The following is a 22,303-nucleotide window of genomic DNA, read 5'->3' on the forward strand; positions in this document are numbered from 1 at the left end:
GCAAACATACATTACGTAGTAGGAAGCCAGACATGGTACGCCAAGAGTTATGGGGGTTACTACTCGCTTACAACTTAATACGCATAATCATGCTTGATGCAACTAAAGAAGAAGATATCTTGCCTACTCAATTAAGCTTTAGCCAATCTATGCGGCAGGTAATCGCTTTCTTCATGTTTACGCCAATACATAGTGCAAGTAAGTTACCTGTTCATTATGATGAGTTACTGAAAACACTTAGGTTGTTTATCTTACCCGATAGGCTACCAGACAGGCATTATCCAAGGGTGATAAGAAGGAAACCAAATAAGTATCCTTACAAAAGAAAATGCCAGTCAGCTCTTAACTGACTGGCATTACGAGCAGAGCCCGGCATTTTCATGTTTTATTTTGCGTAAATAATTACTCGCGAATTTGACCTTCGCCGTTCACTAGGTATTTTTCTGTCGTGAGTGACTCTAAGCCCATTGGGCCATAAGCATGCAGCTTGGTTGTTGCAATACCAATCTCTGCACCTAAACCTAATTGCGAGCCGTCAGAAAAACGAGACGATGCATTAACCATAACCACTGAAGCATCTACACTACGTTGGAATAACTGCGCAGCAGCTTGGTCTTTTGTACAGATCACTTCTGTGTGGTTAGAACCGAATTTAGCAATGTGGTCAATCGCACCCGCGAAATCAGGAACAACTTTAATCGCAATTTCTAAATCGAGGTACTCTTCACCAAACTCATCTTCGCCCAGTACAGTCGCGTTGTCAAAATACGCTGCGGCTTTTGCGTCTGCATTCACTTTTACGCCTTCTTGACGCAGTACCACTGCACATAAGTTTAAAAACTCATCAGCGATATCTTGGTGAACAACTAAACCTTCAAGTGCATTACACACGCCTGTACGCTGCGTTTTACCGTTAAGTAATAGATTAATAGCCACATTTAAGTCGGCGTCTTTATCTACATAAAGATGACATACGCCTTTAAAATGCTGAATAACAGGAATCGTACTGTTTTCTGTTACAAAGTTAATTAGGCCTTCACCACCGCGTGGAATGATTAAATCAATAGTGTCACGTTGCTGCATCAGCTCCATGAGTAAACCGCGGTCTGGGTCTGGAATCACCGAAATTAACGCTGTTGGCAGGCCATGCTTTTCTAATACTTTGTGCATCACACTGGCAATCGCTTGCGAGCTTTTAAGCGCTTCTTTACCACCGCGTAATATGACACCGTTACCTGATTTGAAACACAATGCACCCGCATCTGCTGTTACATTAGGACGCGCTTCGTAAATCATACACACCACACCTAAAGGCACACGCATTTTACTGATCTTAATGCCATTCGGGCGCTCAGTAATTTCACGTAGTTGACCCACAGGATCGTCAAGGCTAACAATTACCTCAATCCCTTCAGCCATGGCTTCGATACGCTCATCATTTAACGTTAAGCGATCAATCATTGCCCCAGGGAGATTATTATCACGCGCCGCAGCTAAATCGCTTTCATTTTCTTTGATAATGAACGCTTTACTTTCACGAAGTGCCTGTGCCATCTCAGTTAAAACCTGATTTTTAGTGGCTGTATCCAGTAAGGCTAGCTGGGTAGCAGCGTGTGCTGCTTGGCTCGAAATATCCGTAATTAAACTCATGACTTCTCCAATAATGCGATATCTTTCTCTGAAACAACGGGGCCAATTGAATCCTGCATTTTCTCGCTAAATTCACTTTGCTCGTTGTCAGCTATAAAACTTAATAAACAGCTACTGTAATTCGCTGTTGCTTTTGCTAGGCGCGTACCATCGTCACTGCGTACTAAAATAGTATCGCCTACGCCAAATTCTCCGTGTACCGCAAGAATTTCATCACTGCGAATACACCCATTTTCTCGGTTTGATGATTCATTAATTGAACCTTCAACCACAACTTCACCTTGCTCATTGGCAGTGTGGGTCATCCAATGCACCGCTTCTTGCATTGGTTTTTCGTATGGGGTGAAAATAGTGCCTGGATTATCACCTGCTAATAAACGGTTAAATGTTTCTTCTTTAAACCCGTTTAAAATATAGGTGGTGATACCATGTGAAGTCGCTTTTTCTGCTGCTTCTATTTTCGTTTTCATACCGCCAGTACCTACAGCACTGGTTGCACACCCAGCCATAGCATAAATTGATTCATCAATGCTTTCGATTTCAGGTAATAAGACAGCGTCCTCATGTAAATTAGGGTTCTTGTCATATAAACCATCGACATCTGAGAAAATCATTAAGGCATCTGCATCTGCCGCAGCCGCAACCATGGCTGATAAGTTATCGTTATCACCTACTTTTAAATCGTCGGTTGTTACCGTGTCATTTTCATTAATGATGGGCAATACACCGTGCTCAAGTAAAGTAAATACTGTTTCTCTAATACTTGTATAGCGTTCACGGTCTCGCAAATCACCATGCGTTAATAAAATTTGCGCCGATGGGAAATCAAAAAAGCGATCCCACATGGCCATCATTTCTGTTTGGCCAGCCGCTGCCATTGCTTTTTTCATCGTCACAGAGCGTTGCTCTTGCTCTGGGAATAAATGCGAACCAGCAGCCACCGAACCTGACGATACTAAAATAACTTCGATACCTTGCGCTCGACAACGAACGATGAACTGTGCAATGGTCAGTAAATAACGAGAACGACACCCATCTTGATCAGGTGCGATTAAGGCGCTACCAACTTTTAGTACTATACGTTGCCATTTAAACTTTTGCATAACTGTTCAACTTTCCATTTTACTATCTGTTCAGTGTCAAAATGCCACTGATTAAAAGACTCACGTTTAGCCGAGCTAAACGCACTGATCATAATTAATCTGTCAAACCACTTATCTGAGCACACAGCTAAGCCACGCAAGTAATGCGATTAGATATAGCACAACTTTTATTCAGTCAGTAGACCAAACGGTTATAAACCATAAGTTGTTATAAAAAGATAAGTGTTGTTTATGTATCGCTGTAAAAAGCTGTGTGCGGCTTTTATTAATAACAACATACATAGAGCCTATACAGTCTGGTACACCAACAGATAGGGTGTAGACTGTATGACCGAGATTTAGCTGCCACGATGGGAACTAAACATTGACCAGACAATGAACTTATATTCTATTCAACACGTAATAAATACACACTGAATAGGGCCAAGCTCATTTCTATTTAATTAGAAAACAAAGTGTAAAATACACACTTAGCTCGCCAAACAATTGATTAAATAGAGCTTAAGCTCTAAGTAGAGAGGGTTTTCGTTACCAATCATTTAGATATCAAATTGTTTGAACACGAAATATAATACGGTAAACATGGGGGTAAGATCAAGTCTGAAAAGCAATCATACCTTTTATACTTACCATAACCTTGAAAAATAGAGCTCAAATAACAAACAGTTAAGACCTAGCATTTATCACTTAATGATTTTTTATCAACTTTTAAGGATTTTGTTGTCGAAAGCAGCCCAAAAAGTAGTAATAACGACTAAAATCGTATGTGAAGCAACAAGTTTGCTTGTGTCTATGACGGTGAGTAGGCTTTAATAGGTAAGCAATTTTATTTAAAAGTTAACGACTGTTTATCGTTTTCAAACGCGATTACCTATCTCGTTGGTGTTTTTAAATAGTAGTAACTAAAGGATACTTTATTCTATGTCAGCAATTTATATAGCAGGGATCGCCTTGTGCTCTGTGTTAGCACAGTGGATAGCCTGGGCGTTTCGTGTACCCGCTATTTTATTTTTACTACTAACGGGTTTATTACTTGGCCCATTTAGCGGCATTTTAAACCCCGATGCCTTACTCGGCGACTTGCTTTTCCCTGTCGTGTCATTGAGTGTTGCAGTGATCCTTTTTGAAGGCTCCTTAACGCTTCATTTTCGAGAGTTAAAAGGCATAGGCAAAGTTGTTCGAAACCTATGCTCCATCGGTATGATCACCACCTGTTTAATTATAAGCCTCAGTGCCTATTGGATTTTAGAACTAAACTGGCGTGTTGCAGCAGTTCTGGGGGCAGTATTAGTGGTTACCGGCCCGACGGTTATTGCCCCTTTATTAAACTCAATGCGGCCTACGCAAGATATCGACCGCATATTACGCTGGGAAGGTATTGTTATTGACCCCATTGGTGCCTTGTTTGCAGTGCTGGTATTTGAAGCCGTTATGCTTGTTGGTCAGGGCGAAGTACTCAGCCACACGATCATTGCTTTATTCAAGACCTTAGGCGTTGGTTTAACAATCGGTGTCGTCGCTGGCTGGTTAACAACCCTACTTATTCGCCGAGAGTGGTTACCGTTCGAACTACATAAGTTTGGCATACTAGCCTTAGTGCTCATTAGTTTCACGGTTTCTAACCACTTAAGCCATGAATCAGGACTACTTGCTGTTACCGTCTTTGGTATATGGCTTGCTAATCAGGACGACTTAGAAATAGACTCTGTGCTTGAATTTAAAGAAGACCTGTCGATGATTCTCATTTCATCCCTGTTCATCTTACTGGCTGCACGTTTGCAGCTATCCGACTTAATGATGCTGCACAGCGACGTGTTTATCTTTTTAGCCATTGTTTTATTTGTGGCGCGCCCTGCGTGTATCGCAATTTCGACGTTTAAAAGTGATTTACCCTTAAAATCTCGTCTCGTCTTATCGTGGATAGCCCCACGCGGTATTGTCGCGGCAGCAGTAGGCTCTGTGTTTGCCCTAAGCATGGTCGAAGCCGGTATCGCGGATGCAGAAAAAATAGTGCCACTTATCTTCACAGTCATTATCGTCACTGTGGTTTTACAAAGTTTAACGGCAACGCCTTTAGCTAAATTATTAAAAGTACGTCAGCCGTCACCTAATACGATTCTTATCATAGGTGCAAACCATGTTGCACGTGCTATCGCCTGTGGTTTAAAAGAACAAAACATTCCTGTTCATTTATCTGACCCCGCGTGGGAAAACTGTCGCATGGCGCGCATGGATGGTTTACCCTGTTATTACGGTAACCCGCAATCAGAACATGCTGAGCGTTACTTACCCCTAACCACAATTAGAAACGTGTTGGCCCTGTCGCCAAACCGTCATCATAATGCCTTGGGCGTACAGTATTTTTCTCACCTATTGGATGAAAAAAATGTATTTTCACTGCGCTCATCAACCAACCACGCTAAAGCGAATAAAGACAGTGCGACGTTCTTATCACGACAAATTTTATTTGGTGATAACGGGGCCTATGCTCGTTTAAGTAGCTTAATCGCGAAAGGGGGTAAAGTGAGTGCAACGCGTATTTCTGACGAGTTTAGCTGGGAGCAGTACCAAGAAGTCAACAGTGAAGCAATTCCATTGTTTATTCTAAATGGTGAAAAAGATGATGACGATGATTCACCTATACGTCTTCGCCCTTTCACCACCCACATGGAAAAAACACCTCAAGTTGGTGAACGAGTCGTGGCACTACAGCCTCCTAAACTTTCTGTTTTAAAAGATCCGAATAACGGTAAAAATAAAGAGAAAAAAGAAGACTAATAATAACGATAAGGCCAGCATTTGCTGGCCTTTGTTTATTCAGGTAGACGGGCGCGGGCGACAACGCTGTCGGGCATTTTTTCTGCCAATTTAGCCAGTAACTGTTCTACTTTTTTATGCTGTGCTTTGTCAGCCACCATTGAGTGAAATAACCAACGATAGGCGTCTTCATAGTCACGAGGACTGCCATAGCCTTGATTGAATAGGTTAACCAAGCGAATTTGTGCTTTAAGGTTTCCCTGTGCCGACGCTTCTCTGAGGTAGGTGACCGCCATGGCTTTATCTTTCTGCACTAACTGGCCGACATCATAGTAACGACCAAGCTGCTCGAGTGCCGCTGCAAAACCTTGCTGTGCGGCTTGGCGCATATAATAAACACCCAGCTCAACATTGCGGTCTACACACACCGCATACGCTAACATATCACCATACAGGAATTGATACGATGGCAACGCCATTTTATTGGCTCGCGCTTCAATATCTTGTACTAGCTGGCAATCATCAGCCTTTACCCGCGCCAAATGTGCATTTTTATTAATTAAGCCAATTAACTCGCTCTCAGTATACAAAGGGACTGCTGTAATAGGCTCTTCAGCCATGGCTAGGCTTGAAAAGAGGAATGTTAAAGGCAATAAAACACGCATCAAAATCACTTAATGAAAATCTGTCTTAGTAAATAATATACAATTTTCATTCCAGAATAAATTTTAGGCACAAAAAAAGCTGCCGAAGCAGCTTTTTTTAAACATATCGTGATTATGCAAACGGGTTGCGTAATACCATTGTTTCAACACGGTCTGGACCTGTTGAGATGATATCAACTGGCACGCCAGTGATTTCTTCGATACGTTTGATGTAGTCAATCGCTGCTTTTGGCAGCTCTTCAACTGAAGTAACACCAACTGTGTTTTCAGACCAACCAGGCATCTCTTCGTATACTGGTGTTACTTTCTCGTAACCTTCAGCAGCTAATGGTGTAACGTTCGTTACTGTGCCATCTTCTAACTGGTAACCAGTACAGATTTTCAGTGTTTCTAAACCGTCTAGTACGTCTAGTTTAGTTAAACAGAAACCTGAGATGCTGTTGATTTGTACTGCACGGCGCATAGCCACTGCATCTAACCAACCTGTACGACGTAAACGACCCGTTGTTGCACCAAACTCATGGCCTTTCTCACCTAAGTGCTTACCTACTGGGTCTTGTTTATCTAGACCGTCGTAAAGCTCGGTAGGGAATGGACCTGAACCTACACGTGTTGTGTAAGCTTTGATGATACCTAATACGTAATCAAGGTGTAATGGACCAAAGCCCGCACCGGTAGCTACACCACCTGCAGTAGTGTTAGACGATGTTACGTATGGGTATGTACCGTGGTCGATATCAAGTAACGTACCTTGCGCACCTTCAAATAAGATGTTGTCGCCCGCTAAACGTGTTTGATCAAGAAGCTCAGTAACATCAACAACCATTGCTTTTAAGATATCAGCGATTGCCATTGCATCGTCAAATGTCTTTTGGAAGTCCACTGGCTCTACTTTGTAGTAATGCTCTAACGTGAAGTTATGGTATTCCAATACTTCTTTAAGCTTACTAGCAAACTGTTCAGGGTTGAATAAGTCACCAACACGTATACCACGACGTGCTACTTTGTCTTCATAAGCTGGACCGATACCACGACCTGTCGTACCGATTGGCTTATCGCCACGTGCTTTTTCACGGGCTAAATCTAATGCAATGTGGAAAGGTAAAATTAGCGGACATGCTTCGCTGATTAATAAGCGTTCACGTACTGGTACGCCACGCTCTTCTAGCATGCCGATTTCTTTCATTAATGCTTCTGGTGATAAAACAACACCATTACCGATCACACACTTAACATTGTCACGTAATACACCCGATGGAATAAGGTGTAAAACCGTCTTTTCACCGTTGATCACCAAAGTATGGCCTGCGTTATGACCACCTTGATAACGAACTACTAAAGATGCTTTGTCTGTAAGGAGGTCAACTACCTTACCCTTACCTTCGTCACCCCATTGGGTGCCTAGTACAACAACGTTTTTACCCATTGCAAATTCACTTAGAAAAAATTAGGACGAGATTTTACCAGAAAACGAGGTGAAAGATCACCCCGTTTAGCTTATTTTTTCTGCGGCTGAATTTTTATCATCTTATTTAATAGCACAATTACAGGCAGAACAGAGGTTTATAAAAACAGACAGTCTATGTTTTAAGCAATCTCAGAAACAAAAAAGCCCCGCAAAATAGGCGGGGCTTTTAACAGCGACAGTAAATTACTGTGCTTTAGAACCTTTCATGTAATTAAAGAAATCGCTATCCGGTGATAGAACCATCACGTCTTGCTTATCTTTAAAGGTATTTTTGTATGCTTCTAAGCTACGAACAAAGCTAAAGAATTCAGCATCTTTACTGTATGCGTTCGCGTAGATAGCTGCGGCATTCGCATCACCTTCACCGCGCACAGTACGTGCATTTCGCTCTGCATCAGCAAGCATAACGGTGACTCGGCGATCGACTTCTGCACGAATTGTTTCCGCTTTTTCCTGACCTTCAGAACGGTGCTCTTTTGCCACTGCAGTACGTTCAGCACGCATACGTTGGAAAATAGAGCTACTCACTTCTTGTGGTAAGTTAATTTGCTTAACACGCACATCAAGTACTTCGATACCTAACTCTTGCGCACTTTCTGATGCTTGTACTAATGCTTCTTCCATCAGCTCACTTCGCTCACCAGAGACAATTTCTCTGATAGTGCGCGAACCGAAGTTAGTACGCAGTCCGTTATTAACTTTTTGCTTTAGGAGTGTTTCAGCGTATTGCTTATCACCACGAGCACGCAAGTAGAAAGCGCTAAAATCGTTAATACGCCATTTTACGTACGAATCAACAATTAAGTCTTTCTTCTCGCTGGTTACAAAGCGGTCTGGTGCACCATCTAGCGTTTGAATACGTGCGTCTAAGCGACGTACTTGGCTAAAAAATGGGACTTTAAGGTGTAAACCAGGCCCATACACCACCGCGTTATCACTGTCGTCTTTTTGCACTTTGCTGAATAACAGCACAATTGCCTTTTCGCCTTCTTGCACAACAAATACTGCTGAGAACGACAATACAAGAGCAAGGGCGAGTATGACTAAACTAAAGTTTTTCATCTTGTTTATCTCCCCTCATTAAAACGGTCAGTAGCGAAACGATCACCGCTTGGATTAACAGTGCTGTTTCGTGATGTGTTTATCTTATTGCGAAGGTCCTTGATATCACTTGAGCTTGGAAGTGCAACTCGCGTTGCCGTGCCTTGCTTTTCCATGATTTTATCAAGTGGTAAATACAGCATGTTATTGCCACCTTTCACATCGACTAACACTTTAGAGCTGTTACCTAACACTTGTTCCATTGCATCAATATATAAACGCTGACGCGTGACTTCTTTTGCTGCTTGGTACTCAGGTAATAACTTTTCAAAACGTGCCACTTCACCTTGTGCTTCAAGGGTAATACGTTCGCGATACGCTTCTGCTTCTTGTGTCATACGTGTGACTTGACCACGTGCACGCGGTTCAATTTCACGGGCATATGCTTCGGCTTCACGAATAAAACGTTCTTCATCTTCTTGCGCTGCAATCGCATCATCAAAGGCATCTTTCACTTCGCCCGGCGGACGAGAGTCTTTAAAGTTCACATCGCTGACAATAATACCGAGGTTATAAGGCTCGATAATTTTGTTTAGTTCATCCCATGTTTGTTGACGAACTACCTCACGACCTGTTGTGAGTACTTGGTCCATTTTCACATGACCAATGACATAACGCAGTGCACTATCAAGTGCCTGTTGTAAGCTGTGATCAGCATCCGTTACACTAAACTTGTAAAGATGTGGGTCAATTACACGGTACTGAACTTCAAACTCAACATTAACTACGTTTTCATCTTCGGTGAGCATAAACCCTTTTGCTGATAATGAACGAACGGCTTCAATATCAACAGGAATAACACGTTCGATGAACGTCATCTTCCAACGTAAGCCAGGTTCAGCAATACGGTCAAATTGACCAAACTGTAGAACCACACCACGCTCGGCTTCTTTTACGGTGTAAATACCACTCAATGCCCATACGATGACGGCAATGATTAAAATGAAAGAAATGCCTGCGCCACCAAGTCCGCCGCCGTTGTTACCTGGTTTGTTACCACCAAATAAACCGCCAAACTTGCCGGAGAACTTACGCAGTACCTCGTCTAAATCAGGTGGGCCTTGATCTTTACCGCCTTTATTATTCCACGGATCTTTATCATTGCCATTATTACCCGGTTCATTCCAGGCCATAGCTATACTCCATTGTTATCTAAATGAATTAGGTTAAATCTATCAAATATACAGCATTTCTCATACTAAAAATGACAAATGCTGCTGATTTTTAGTTCGCCGCTACAAAAGAATCGAGGTCATGCCCCATTTCTTTTTTCAAACGATTCCATTCCGCCATAGGCAAACGTACTGACAAAAGCCAATTGCCTTGCTCATCAAATTGCTCTTCATGCACAGCATTTAAATTAAATAATGCGGCACGAATACGCCCATGTTGTGGCGGTAATTTAAGCTCATCGGCAAACATTTTTTTGGCAAGTAACTCATTAATTGCCTCAGACAACAACTCACAACCGACCCCCGTACGTGCCGAAAGCCAAACGCGAATAGGTTGCCCTTCGTCGTTTCTATCTATACGTGGCGCAACGTCATCTAGCGCATCAATTTTGTTATAAACCAATAATTGTGGCACATCGTCTGCCTCAATTTCTTTGAGTACCGATTGCACCTGCTCTATATTTTCTTTACGGCGAGGGTCTGCCACATCAATCACATGAAGCTGTAAATCGGCTTCACGCGTTTCTGTTAATGTTGCTTTAAAGGCAGCCACTAAATCATGTGGTAAGTGGCGAATAAAGCCCACCGTATCGGCCAAAATAACGGGGCCAATGTCTCCAATGTCCAACTTACGTAACGTTGGATCAAGTGTTGCAAACAGCTGATCCGCTGCATACACATCAGAATTTGTTATACGGTTAAAGAGTGTCGACTTACCCGCATTGGTATACCCAACTAATGACACCGTGGGGATTTCATTTCGAGTACGCGCACGTCGCCCCTGCTCACGCTGAACAGCGACTTTATCTAAACGGGCACGAATATTCTTAATTCTTGCACGCAGTAAGCGTCTATCTGTCTCGAGTTGAGTTTCACCCGGTCCTCGTAAACCAATCCCGCCTTTTTGTCTTTCAAGGTGGGTCCAACCACGGATCAGGCGAGTAGAAATATGGCGAAGCTGAGCCAACTCCACTTGAAGTTTACCTTCGTGGGTACGCGCTCGCTGCGCAAAAATATCCAAGATCAAACTCGTACGATCAAGTACACGACACTGGCAAACGCGCTCTAAATTGCGCTCCTGTGACGGGCTAAGTTGATGATTGAAAATGATGACATCTGCATTGTGGATTTTGACAGTTTCAGCGATTTCTTCTGCTTTTCCGGTCCCGACGAATAGTTTCGGATGTGGTGCTTGACGACTGCCTTGCACAATCGCCAAACTACTAACACCAGCAGAAGATACCAACAACTCTAATTCGTGAAGATCTTCGCGATCCCCCTCTTTAGGTAAGTCGATATGAACTAAAACTGCCTGTTCGCCGGCTTCATAACGGTCAAACAAGCATTACGCTCCTAAATTTAAAAGTTTCCAGCTTCTTGCTCTTCTGCATCATCACTTCCTTGTACACCTTGGAAGTTAACAGATCGCGCTGGAACAACGGTAGAAATAGCGTGTTTATACACCATTTGATTTACGGTGTTTTCTAGTAAAATAACAAATTGGTCAAATGACTGGATTTTACCCTGAAGTTTAATGCCATTAACCAAAAAGATTGATACTGGAATGCGCTCACGACGTAACGCATTCAAAAATGGGTCTTGTAACGACTGGCCTTTTGCCATGTTATTTTCCTTCGTTCTAGGTGTTATTATAATTAAGTAGCTGAACTCATTTAACAAAGCTAAATTTTTTTCAACTACTACTAGCTTAGCGAACTTACTACACGTTGCAAGTTTTCTTCATCACCCGTGGTTAACCAAGTAACATTTGGCCAACCTCTTAACCAAGTTAGCTGTCGCTTGGCTAACTGCCGTGTGGCTGCAATACCACGAAAGACCATTTCATCATAGTCAGTTTCGCCTGCAATGTAATCCCACATTTGTCTATAACCTACGCAACGAATTGATGGCAGATCGGGGTGTAAATCCTTACGTTTATATAGGGATGAAACTTCATTTTCAAACCCCTGGTCGAGCATTATTTTAAACCTTTTCTCAATTCGCTGATGCAATTCACTGCGATCATCAGGTGCAATCGCAAATTGATGGAAAGTATAAGGTAACTCAGGCTGCTTTTGTTTTTGCAGCTCTGTCATTGTTTTACCTGTTATACGATACACTTCGAGCGCACGATTAATGCGTTGTGAATCATTTTCACTCATTTTGCTCGCAGCATCAGGATCAATTTTAATAAGCTCTTTGTGCAAATGCGGCCAACCAAACTGCTTTGCTTCTTTTTCAAGCTCAGCACGTACTTCGGGTGATGCCTCTGGTAGCGGTGATAAGCCATCAAGTAATGATTTAAAATACATCATTGTACCGCCAACCAGTACAGGTACTTTACCTTGCTCATGAAATAGATCAATCTTTTCAATTGCATCGCGACGAAAATCTGCGACTGAATAACTCTCTGCTGGATCAATAATATCAATCAAATGATGTGGCGCTCGCGCTAATTCATCAGCATCGGGCTTAGCCGTACCAATATTCATATCTTTATATACAAGTGCGGAGTCAACACTGATAATTTCAGTGTTAAGGTGCTCGCATAATGCAATTGCCAGTTCGGTTTTCCCTGCAGCTGTTGGTCCCATTAAAAAAATGACGGGTAAGTTATTCAAGCCTGATTACCTTGCTTCGTTTAAAAACTGAGATAGTTCTATTTTAACTGCTTTTTCACGCAAACGTTGCATTGTTTGTGGATTATTTTCTAGTCGCGATATTTGTTCCAAAAAGACTTGGCTTGCAAAATACCGGGTCGGTATTTGGCTATCAAGCCAAATAAGCCAACCGTCTAATGTGCTATCAACACTCTGACAGGCACTAATAAGTCGTGCTATTGCATCACTCACATCTAATAAATACAAACAGGGCGGCAGTTTTTTCACCATCACAAAATGTTTTTCAATGACGAGGTCAAACCCTAATAACGTAAACCAAGATTGCTGCGCATTAAGCGCATTAACGTCATCATCACTCACATTAACACGCACAGGCAACAGCAATGCTTTGCCTTCAAGGTTTCCTGCTTGTTCAACCTGAGTGTGCCAGTCGAGGCTCAGTGCATGCTTAAAGTGAGCTGCAAATAACTGGTTATCTTCACAAAATACACACTGCCCCTCTTGCACATGGATAAGCTGGGTCAATGCGGGTTGTGTATCGGTTACCGCTGCAACACTGGGCTCAGGGCTAACACGGTCAAAATGTGCCGCGTGTTGCTCGCTAATTCCTTGATAAAACGCATTAACATCGTGATGAGTCGTTTTAGTTCGGGGCTCACTTGGCGCACTGCCCCCTGCTCGCGATGCCCCACCCGACGATGAATACGAAGGGTGACGCGCTGGCTGTAATGCCGACTTAGGGTAATCATACTGCTCAGAATAGCTTGTAGCAGGGCGACTCACTGGCAACGTACTTGGTTGAGTGAAATTAAGCGGCGTGTCTGCAACAGAGTCCGTGTTATTAACACCTGACTCAAAATCGACGTCATGCTGAAGCGGCACGACCACTTGTTTAATCGCTTGTAGAATAAAATCATGAACCAAGCGCCCTTGGTGAAAACGCACTTCGTGTTTGGCCGGGTGCACGTTAACGTCAACTTGGCGCGGGTCAATATCAATATAAATAACGAAGCCTGGTAGCTCCTCAGACCCTGCGACCTCTTCAAAGGCCTGACGAATTGCATGCAGAATCAACTTATCGCGCATCATGCGATTATTTACATAGGTGTACTGCGTACTGTTGCTTGACCCTACAGGTAAAACCCAACCTCGCAGCATCAGCCCCGCTTCACCAGATTGAATATGTAAAGCGTGTTCGCTAAATGCTCTACCAGCGACTTGCGCAACACGGGTAATCGCATCCTCAGGGTTTGGTTTAGCACGGTACTGACGCACTACCTTGGCATTATGCGTTAACGTAATCGACACATCGAAGCGACTTAAAGCGATTCGCTTAATGAGCTCATCAATATGCGAAAACTCGGTTTTTTCGGTGCGTAAAAATTTACGTCGTGCTGGGGTGTTAAAAAATAAGTCTTTCACCTCAATGGTAGTGCCATCGGGGTGGGCTGTTGGCTTGACTTGCACCGCCATATCACGGCCTTCAGCAAACGCTTGCCATGCAGCCTCTTGCTCTTTTGGCTTCGAGCTCAATGTCAAACGTGATACTGAGCTGATCGAGGCCAACGCTTCACCACGAAAACCTAGCGAACAAATATTCTCCAGATCATCGAGTGACTTTAACTTACTGGTTGCGTGGCGAGATAATGCCAACGTGAGCTCGTCTTTATTAATACCCGAGCCATTATCTCGAATCCGAATAAGCTTATGACCGCCACGTTCAATATCTATTTGGATTCGCGTCGCACCGGCATCCAAACTATTTTCAACCAGCTCTTTAACGACTGACGCGGGACGCTCAACCACTTCACCCGCTGCAATTTGGTTAGCCAGTCGCGCGGGTAATATTTCTATACTCATAGTGTTCCTAACACGCTAATTGACTAGCTTTGGGGAATATCAAGCTCTTGCCCGATAAACAAAGTGTTCGATTTTAGGTTATTTACCGTTTTAAGCTTGCTCACAGATGTGCCATAACGACTCGCCAACATGCTTAGCGATTCACCCGGGCGTACCTTATGCTTGGTTGGGTATTGCGCTTTTAATTTAGCAAATAAAGAGTCATCCGGTGGATTTTGTAAATAATAGCTTTTAATTGATTTAAAGATTGCTTTAGCTAATCGCTCTTGGTGATTGGCTGTTTTTAGTAAACGTTCTTCACGCGGATTCGAGATAAACCCTGTTTCGACCAAAATAGAAGGAATATCTGGCGATTTAAGCACTGCAAGGCTCGCTGCTTGTGGTTCTTTTTTATGTAATTTAGCCACTTTTTTAAGCTCTCTCACCACCTCTTCAGCGACGTTAAAACCCGTTTTCATTGAGTGGTCCATCGACATATCAAGCAATGCTTGCGCTAAATACTTTTCACTAGCGGTGTCTTTTAACACCCCAGCTGCACCGCCTAAAAGCTCCGAATGCTTTTCTTTATCCTCAATCCATTTACCAATTTCTGAGTTTGCACGGCGCAGCGACAACACCCATACAGAGGCTCCATTAGGTTGCGGACTGGTGAAGGCGTCAGCATGAATAGACACAAAAAAGTCTGCTTTTTTCTCGCGTGCAATATTGGTACGCGTATTCAGGTTTACAAAATAATCACTGCGGCGGATCATACGTGAAATCATCCCGCGCTCAGCATCAATCATTCGCTCCAAGCGTTTAGCGATTTGCAACGTGATGTCTTTTTCATAGGTGCCTGATGGCCCTATTGAACCGGGGTCTTCACCACCGTGCCCTGCATCAATCGCAATCACAATATCACGCTCTTGATTAAGCTCGCGCTTTTTGACACTGCTATTCGTACTCGCTATCGGCTCCGCTTTTGGTGTTTTATCTACAAGGTCAACAACTAAACGATGCTTATAAGGGTCGGTAGGTAATAATGCAAATACCACGGGCTTCGTCGCTCGGGTTAATTCAAAGACAAAGCGCACACTTTTGCTGTCTTTTGGTTTCGAATAACGCAGCTTAGAAACTATTTGGTGTTTGTTTGGAATACTTGGCAGTGTATCTAACTTATCGGTGTCTTTGAGATCAATCACTAAACGCGAAGGGTTTTTCAGCATAAAGTAGCTGTAATCGGGTTTGTCGTTTAAATCAAACACAACCCGAGTACTGTCTGGAGAGGGCCACACACGCACGCTATTAATGGAATTTTGTGCCAGCGCAACGCCACTAACAATCAAAAGCATCCAAAAAATTAATAGTTTAAATGTACAACGACCCATTTTTGATAACACACCTTTTATTGTTATTTATTTTATTATTGCGCGCTCTTTAATTGTCTAACTATAGACTGACCACGCTCAGTTAAACTCTTTATTTCAATAGCACGTGCCTCACCTTCATAGCGTAACGTGACATCTAAATCGGGCGTAGGGATAAACTCGCCCCCTTTCTCGGGCCATTCAACCACACAAATTGCCTGTGGTGAAAAATAGTCACGAATTCCCATATACTCAAGTTCTTCAGGGTCACCTAAACGATATAAATCAAAGTGATAGACATCTGCTTTCGTTAATTGATAAGGCTCTACTAATGTATACGTCGGACTCTTAACCTTACCTTGATGACCAAAACCTTGAACAATACCACGCGTTAAAGTCGTTTTGCCGGCTCCTAAGTCGCCGTGCAAATAAATTACCGCGCCTTGCTCCATTAACGCCGCAAGTTGCTTACCCATGTTTACCGTTGCAGCTTCATCAGCCAGTGGAAAACCAACACTGTCGGTCATTATTACCTCATGAAAAACTAAAAACACACTACTTTGTTAATCATACCAGATTATTTATGTAAGGCGAGAATCAGCCATGCCTTGAATTTGACACAAAAAAACCGGCAAAGTTGCCGGTTTGTTTTAGGTAAACATTATTATGTTTAAAGACCGAGTTTCTTCTCAAGGTAGTGGATATTAGTACCACCGTTTTGGAAGTTTTCATCTGCCAAGATTTTCTTGTGCAGTGGGGTGTTGGTCTTAATGCCGTCGATAACTAATTCGTTTAACGCATTACGTGAACGCGCAATCGCTACATCACGGTTTTCACCGTAACAGATCAACTTACCAATCATTGAATCGTAATGAGGTGGTACAGTGTAATCAGCATAAATGTGGCTGTCCCAACGAATACCTAAACCGCCAGCTGGGTGGAATCGTGTGATTTTACCCGGTGAAGGAATGAAGGTTTCAGGGTCTTCTGCGTTAATACGACACTCAATGGCGTGACCACGAATAACCACATCTTCTTGAGTGAATGATAATGGTTGACCCGCAGCAATTTTTAGCTGTTCTTTAATTAAGTCAACACCTGTTACCATCTCTGTTACAGGGTGCTCAACTTGAATACGGGTGTTCATTTCAATGAAGTAGAACTCACCGTTTTCGTATAAGAACTCAAAAGTACCTGCACCGCGATAACCGATTTCGATACATGCACGTGTACAGCGATCACCGATGAACTTACGCATTTCAGCTGTAATGCCCGGTGCGGGTGCTTCTTCGACCACTTTTTGGTGACGACGTTGCATTGAACAGTCACGCTCACCAAGGTGAACAGCGTTACCTTGGCCGTCAGCTAATACTTGTACTTCGATATGACGTGGGTTTTCTAGGAATTTTTCCATGTAAACCATACCATTACCGAAGAACTGCTTCGCTTCTTGTTGTGTTAATGCGATTGAATCTACTAACTCTTTTTCGCTACGCACAACACGCATACCACGACCACCGCCGCCGCCTGCTGCTTTAATGATTACAGGGTAACCAATGCGCTTAGCGATTTGAATATTGCGTTCATTATCAGCCGTTAATGGACCATCAGAACCTGGTACACATGGTACGCCAGCTTTACGCATTGCTTCAATTGCAGATACTTTGTCGCCCATTAGACGAATTGTGTCGCCTCTTGGACCGATAAACACAAAGCCGCTTTGCTCTACTTGATCAGCAAAGTCTGCATTCTCAGAAAGAAAACCATAACCTGGGTGAATCGCCACCGCATCCGTTACTTCTGCCGCCGCAATAATGCGCGGAATATCTAAGTAACTTTCAGACGCAGCAGGTTTACCAATACAAATTGTTTCGTCTGCCAGTAACACGTGCTTAAGATCACGGTCTGCCGTTGAGTGCACAGCAACAGTTTTGATCCCAAGCTCTTTGCAGGCGCGCAATACACGAAGTGCAATTTCACCTCGGTTTGCAATGACTACTTTATCTAACATAGAGTTGGCCTTTTGTTGCGCTATTATTCAATGATGAATAAAGGTTGATCGAATTCTACTGGCTCGCCGTTTTCAACTAAGATAGCTTTTACTGTGCCCGCTTTGTCTGATTCGATTTGGTTCATCATTTTCATTGCTTCAACGATACACAGTGTATCGCCAACATTTACTTTTGAACCTACTTCTACGTACGGCGCTGCTTCTGGTGATGCTGCTGAGTAGAAAGAACCTACCATTGGTGATTTAACTTGATGACCGGTTGGTGCTGCCGGTGCTGCTTCTGCCGCTGGTGCTTCAGCAACTGGAGCAGGTGCTGCTGCCGGCGCTGGTGCCGCAAAATGTTGAGGTGCATAATGCATTGCAGGACCTGCACTCATATTATTACGGTTAATGCGTACTGATTCTTCACCTTCAGTGATTTCTAATTCAGCAATACCAGATTCTTCTACTAGTTCGATAAGTTTTTTGATCTTGCGAATATCCATTAAACGACCCGCCTGTTAGTTTATTTAAAATTAATGTGTGTTTTGCAACCGATTAACCGCAGCTTCAAGTGCTACTTTATAACCCATTGCTCCTAATCCAACGATAACGCCTTGTGCCACATCCGAAAAATACGAATGATGACGAAATGCTTCACGTGCATGTACATTACTTAAATGCACCTCGTAAAAGGGAATGTTTACACTGAGTAATGCATCTCGTAAGGCAACGCTTGTATGTGTAAATGCTGCAGGGTTGATAATAATACAATCAACCGCTTGCCACGCTGCATGAATTCGCTCAATAAGCGCCGCTTCACTGTTACTTTGAAAATGCGTTAAATCAACATGGTAACGCGTCGCGACCGTGCTTAGTTCAGCCATAATCTCGTCAAGAGATTGTGTGCCATACTTTTCAGGTTCACGCTTGCCAAGCATGTTTAAATTTGGCCCATTTATAACTAAAAGTCTGAATTTTGCAGCCATAATACGCGATATATCCTTTAAGTAACTAGTTTAAACATATTCAACATAAACCCCTGCTTAACTTAAGAGGGTAAATGTAAAATAGCAACTATTTCTCACGTTAACCACCTATTATAGATATTTCGACGTAAATAGCAGCAAAATACTGGTCTAATCACTCTTAAACAAGGCGCATCGTACGTGTGACAAGGAGCTGCGACAAGTTATCCTTGTTGTTTTATTAGGGTGATTAATTATTCAAACCGTTTAAAATTAAACCTAATGTATTAGATTTTACATGAAGTGCTCTTTTAAAAATAAAAACGCCACTCAATTGAGTGGCGTTCAGCTTGTTCGATGCAATTAACCGTTTATTTTGCGTTATTTCTTACTTTTGCTAAATGTTCGGCAAAGTCTTTCGCATTTAAAAAGCCCGTGACTCGTTGCTCGGCTAACTCGTTACCTTGGGTATCAAAAAACAAAATACTTGGTAAACCAAACACCGTGTACTCTTCCATTAACTCAATGGTTTTTGCATCACTGTCGGTTAAATCAATTTGAATTAACTCAAAATGAGCAAACTCACTTTGCACATTGGCATCTGGAAAGGTGTAATGCTCAAATTCTTTACACGCAACACACCAATCGGCATACAGGTCCACCATCACTAAACGGCCTTGGCTGTTTGCATCACTAATTTTATCTTTAAGCTCTGCTAGGTTCGCCACTTGTGTAAAGCCGTGGTTTTGCTCTACCACATTAGTAACCACTGCTTTAGTCGGCCAAAAGTAGTTTTTCGTTAACGAAGCCCCTGTAATGACTAATAACGTTGCCGCAAACCATAAAACCGTTTTTAGCTTACTTTGCGACTGACCACTTTGCCAATGGTGCAAATACAACGCGGTTGCAAGTGCAAGTAAACCGGCCATCAACCAAATGATTTCAATATCAACAATTCGCTCTAATAAAATGAGTGGCACAACCAACATAATAAAGCCGAACAAGATTTTAACCTGTTCCATCCAACCGCCGGCTTTAGGGAGTAATTTACCACCTGACGTGCCAAGTAATAATAACGGTAAGCCCATACCTAAGCTGAGTACATAAAGCGTCAAGCCGCCTACCAAGTAGTCGCCACTTTGTGCAACATAAAGCAGGGCTGCTGATAACGGTGCCGTGGTACAAGGTGACGCGATTAAACCCGACAACACCCCCATCATAAACACGCCAACATAGTTGCCGCCTTTTTGCTGGTTACTCACCTGAGTGAGCTTATTCATCATGCCGCTTGGCAATTTAATTTCGTACCAACCAAACATCGACATGGCCAGCAATACAAACAAAATACTAAAGCTAATCAGTACGGTTGGGTGCTGTAAATACCCTTGAACTTGTCCACCCAGTGAAGCAACCACCAAACCTAACGCAGCATATGTCACCGCCATACCTTGTACATAGACAAAAGATAATGAAAATGCTTTTTTCGTTGAAAGGTTTTGCTGGCCTGCTATTAAGCTCGATAAAATTGGAAACATCGGAAAAACACACGGCGTAAAGGCCAGACCCACACCCACCAAGAAGAAAATCACTAAATTAGTCAGTAATCCCTGTGAGGCTAATTTATCTGTATAAGACTGTTCCCCCTTGGGAGCTGCAGGTGTATTTTTTTGTTCTGTTTTTGAAGGCTCTGCATTTTCTAAAGACTCAGCATTGGCTGTTAATGCCGCTAATGCATTACCCGCAGATGCACTGTCGGTAACCTGCTCACCGGCGATGATTGAAAGAGGGATGGTTCTAACTTCTGGCGGATAACATAAGCCAGCCTCTGCACAGCCCTGAAATCGCACTTTTACAACGGCATCTTCTGTCACGTTGCTTAATTTGGAGATGATACTTAAGGAATCAAAAAAAACCTCGGTTCTGCCAAAAAACTCATCTTCGATTATTTCACCTTTGCCAAGGTCTGGAATTTCAATATCAGCTCCTTTGGCAATTATTTCGACTTTCTTTTTATATAAGTAATAGTCTGGCGCTATGTCCCAGCCAATGAAGAGGGTGTTACCTTGCTGATCAAAATCAAAAACAAAGGCCTGATCCACAGGAAGAAAAGTGTGTTCTGCTGGTTGTTGCAGTAAATTTCCGAGTAAATTGCTATTACTTGCACTGGCTGGCAATAACCACAGTGCGCAGAGTAATAAAAAGAACGATCGCATTAATTAAGTACCTCATCCATCCAATTAAAATAGGCTAAATTGCCTGTTGCGACATCAACGACCTGAATTTCTGGCACCTCATAACTATGCAACTTCTTGATAGTTTGGATCACCTCATTCATTTTTTCTGATTTTGTTTTGATCAGTAACTTACTCTCTTTGGCTTGAGTCACTTCACCTTCCCACATGTAAATCGATTCAATGGTCGGCAAAATGTTCACACAGGCCGCTAGCTTTTCTTTAACTAGGTGCTGAGCCAGCAGACGCGCTTCATTCTCATTTGCACAGGTAGTAAAAATTAGTCGAAAATGCGTAGTCATAAGGAACCTTTATTTGATTACATGAGTCGCACCATAGTAGCCGATAGTCACTACAATGTGTAGCGGCCTCAATGATCCTTGGTTCTACCTTGAAAAAAGACCTGATCACCCATATTTATATTTCACTGACTCAAAAAAGAGCGACATTTTTAGAGAGCGTTATGTTTAGATTTTTGTTTTTATTATTTATTTTAGTGCCGATTGTTGAGATTGCACTGCTCATTCAAGTGAGTGAAGTCATTGGCGGCTTTGCAACCATAGCGCTTGTCATTGTCACCGCGATTGTCGGTGCAAAACTTGTAAAGCAGCAAGGTATCGGTGCTATTCAAAACGTACAACTGCAAATGGCGCAAGGGCAAATGCCTGCAAAAGAGTTATTTACCGGTCTGTGTGTGATTATCGCCGGTGTCTTACTGATGACCCCTGGTATTATGACCGATGTGTTTGGCTTTTTATTATTAACGCCAGTAGTGCGCAATAAATTGGCGGCAGGCCTTGCCAGTCAAGCGACTGTGCGTATGAGCTCACAAATGAATCAAGGCGCTGCACACTTTCAATATCATAGTAAAACCAGCCAACATGAAGAGCCAACTCACCAGCCAACAACCATTGATGGCGAATTTGAGCGAAAAGATTAAAAATTTTTAATTTTTATACTTGGATTTTTTTAAGCCACCCCCATTATTGAAGGCAATGAAACGCAACGGGTGGCTTTAGCACTCCCCTGCATAACACAAGATTTTTTCTGTACTGTTCAGAAACTGTTAGGAGAACTAAATAAATGAACATTCGTCCTTTACATGATCGCGTCATCGTTAAGCGTCTAGAAGAAGAAACTAAGTCTGCTGGCGGTATTGTTTTAACTGGCTCTGCAGCTGAAAAATCAACGCGCGGAGAAGTTATCGCTGTTGGTAATGGCCGTGTATTAGACAACGGTGAAGTAAGAGCATTAGAAGTAAAAGCCGGTGACACTGTGCTGTTTGGCTCTTATGTTGAAAAAGCTGAAAAGATCGAAGGTCAAGAGTACCTGATCATGCGTGAAGATAACATTCTAGGCATTGTAGGTTAA

Annotated in this window: 20 protein-coding genes and 1 pseudogene; 4 read left to right on the forward strand and 17 right to left on the reverse strand. The window is 42.7% G+C overall.

The window, feature by feature from the left end; translation table 11 throughout:
- A pseudogene (locus BWD47_RS15780) lies at positions 1 to 350 on the forward strand (IS4 family transposase); the annotation flags it as partial.
- A gap of 52 nt (positions 351 to 402) precedes the next feature.
- Here BWD47_RS15780 and BWD47_RS15785 read toward each other — a convergent pair.
- Positions 403 to 1,650, reverse strand: a complete 1,248-nt coding sequence (locus BWD47_RS15785) for a glutamate-5-semialdehyde dehydrogenase (RefSeq protein ID WP_075594289.1) — start codon at positions 1,648 to 1,650, stop codon at positions 403 to 405.
- A complete protein-coding gene (gene proB / locus BWD47_RS15790; protein ID WP_036973345.1) occupies positions 1,647 to 2,753 on the reverse strand; it encodes a glutamate 5-kinase in 1,107 nt (368 codons plus the stop codon). The genes BWD47_RS15785 and proB overlap by 4 nt, the downstream gene beginning before the upstream one ends.
- 921 nt (positions 2,754 to 3,674) lie before the next feature.
- Here proB and BWD47_RS15795 point away from each other — a divergent pair.
- Positions 3,675 to 5,531, forward strand: a complete 1,857-nt coding sequence (locus tag BWD47_RS15795) for a sodium:proton antiporter (RefSeq protein WP_036973346.1) — start codon at positions 3,675 to 3,677, stop codon at positions 5,529 to 5,531.
- Between the two features lie 35 nt (positions 5,532 to 5,566).
- Here BWD47_RS15795 and BWD47_RS15800 read toward each other — a convergent pair whose 3' ends face one another.
- From BWD47_RS15800 to cutA, 15 genes are all read right to left on the reverse strand, one after another.
- Complete coding sequence (locus BWD47_RS15800; RefSeq protein WP_036973347.1) at positions 5,567 to 6,175, reverse strand: tetratricopeptide repeat protein; 609 nt, start codon at positions 6,173 to 6,175, stop codon at positions 5,567 to 5,569.
- A 112-nt stretch (positions 6,176 to 6,287) separates the two neighbouring features.
- Positions 6,288 to 7,601: an adenylosuccinate synthase gene (locus tag BWD47_RS15805; protein WP_036973348.1), complete on the reverse strand. Its 1,314-nt coding sequence runs from the start codon at positions 7,599 to 7,601 to the stop codon at positions 6,288 to 6,290.
- A gap of 225 nt (positions 7,602 to 7,826) precedes the next feature.
- Positions 7,827 to 8,705 (reverse strand): protease modulator HflC, encoded by an 879-nt coding sequence (hflC, locus tag BWD47_RS15810; protein WP_036973349.1) that lies wholly within the window; start codon positions 8,703 to 8,705, stop codon positions 7,827 to 7,829.
- A gap of 5 nt (positions 8,706 to 8,710) precedes the next feature.
- Positions 8,711 to 9,877, reverse strand: coding sequence for an FtsH protease activity modulator HflK (gene hflK / locus BWD47_RS15815; RefSeq protein ID WP_036973350.1), 1,167 nt, complete (start codon positions 9,875 to 9,877; stop codon positions 8,711 to 8,713).
- Between the two features lie 91 nt (positions 9,878 to 9,968).
- The gene (gene hflX, locus BWD47_RS15820) at positions 9,969 to 11,258 is read right to left on the reverse strand and encodes a ribosome rescue GTPase HflX (RefSeq protein ID WP_036973351.1); all 1,290 of its coding nucleotides are present in this window, start codon (positions 11,256 to 11,258) and stop codon (positions 9,969 to 9,971) included.
- Between the two features lie 17 nt (positions 11,259 to 11,275).
- The gene (hfq, locus tag BWD47_RS15825; RefSeq protein WP_036973352.1) at positions 11,276 to 11,539 is read right to left on the reverse strand and encodes an RNA chaperone Hfq; all 264 of its coding nucleotides are present in this window, start codon (positions 11,537 to 11,539) and stop codon (positions 11,276 to 11,278) included.
- 80 nt (positions 11,540 to 11,619) lie between these two features.
- A complete protein-coding gene (miaA, locus tag BWD47_RS15830) occupies positions 11,620 to 12,537 on the reverse strand; it encodes a tRNA (adenosine(37)-N6)-dimethylallyltransferase MiaA (RefSeq protein WP_074989208.1) in 918 nt (305 codons plus the stop codon).
- A gap of 6 nt (positions 12,538 to 12,543) precedes the next feature.
- Positions 12,544 to 14,397, reverse strand: a complete 1,854-nt coding sequence (gene mutL / locus BWD47_RS15835; protein ID WP_075594290.1) for a DNA mismatch repair endonuclease MutL — start codon at positions 14,395 to 14,397, stop codon at positions 12,544 to 12,546.
- 23 nt (positions 14,398 to 14,420) lie between these two features.
- A complete protein-coding gene (locus BWD47_RS15840; RefSeq protein ID WP_036973355.1) occupies positions 14,421 to 15,764 on the reverse strand; it encodes an N-acetylmuramoyl-L-alanine amidase in 1,344 nt (447 codons plus the stop codon).
- Positions 15,765 to 15,799: 35 nt separating this feature from the next.
- Entirely contained in the window at positions 15,800 to 16,270 is a 471-nt protein-coding gene (tsaE, locus tag BWD47_RS15845; protein ID WP_036973356.1) for a tRNA (adenosine(37)-N6)-threonylcarbamoyltransferase complex ATPase subunit type 1 TsaE, read from the reverse strand.
- A 143-nt stretch (positions 16,271 to 16,413) separates the two neighbouring features.
- On the reverse strand, positions 16,414 to 17,754 hold the full coding sequence (gene accC, locus BWD47_RS15850; protein WP_036973357.1) for an acetyl-CoA carboxylase biotin carboxylase subunit: 1,341 nt from the start codon (positions 17,752 to 17,754) through the stop codon (positions 16,414 to 16,416).
- Positions 17,755 to 17,777: 23 nt separating this feature from the next.
- Entirely contained in the window at positions 17,778 to 18,239 is a 462-nt protein-coding gene (accB, locus tag BWD47_RS15855; RefSeq protein ID WP_036973358.1) for an acetyl-CoA carboxylase biotin carboxyl carrier protein, read from the reverse strand.
- Between the two features lie 30 nt (positions 18,240 to 18,269).
- Positions 18,270 to 18,722: a type II 3-dehydroquinate dehydratase gene (gene aroQ, locus BWD47_RS15860; RefSeq protein ID WP_036973359.1), complete on the reverse strand. Its 453-nt coding sequence runs from the start codon at positions 18,720 to 18,722 to the stop codon at positions 18,270 to 18,272.
- A 350-nt stretch (positions 18,723 to 19,072) separates the two neighbouring features.
- Positions 19,073 to 20,914 carry a protein-disulfide reductase DsbD gene (locus BWD47_RS15865; RefSeq protein ID WP_075594291.1) on the reverse strand — a complete coding sequence of 614 codons (1,842 nt, stop codon included), beginning with the start codon at positions 20,912 to 20,914 and terminating at the stop codon, positions 19,073 to 19,075.
- Entirely contained in the window at positions 20,914 to 21,234 is a 321-nt protein-coding gene (gene cutA / locus BWD47_RS15870; protein WP_036973361.1) for a divalent-cation tolerance protein CutA, read from the reverse strand. The genes BWD47_RS15865 and cutA overlap by 1 nt, the downstream gene beginning before the upstream one ends.
- Before the next feature lie 161 nt (positions 21,235 to 21,395).
- Between cutA and BWD47_RS15875 the strand changes: the two genes are divergently transcribed.
- Together BWD47_RS15875 and BWD47_RS15880 are read left to right on the forward strand one after the other, a co-directional pair.
- On the forward strand, positions 21,396 to 21,872 hold the full coding sequence (locus BWD47_RS15875) for an FxsA family protein (protein WP_036973751.1): 477 nt from the start codon (positions 21,396 to 21,398) through the stop codon (positions 21,870 to 21,872).
- 143 nt (positions 21,873 to 22,015) lie between these two features.
- Entirely contained in the window at positions 22,016 to 22,303 is a 288-nt protein-coding gene (locus BWD47_RS15880) for a co-chaperone GroES (protein ID WP_036973362.1), read from the forward strand.

Origin of the sequence: Pseudoalteromonas sp. PAB 2.2 (genome assembly GCF_001938575.1) — a bacterium.
Lineage (GTDB): Bacteria > Pseudomonadota > Gammaproteobacteria > Enterobacterales > Alteromonadaceae > Pseudoalteromonas > Pseudoalteromonas lipolytica.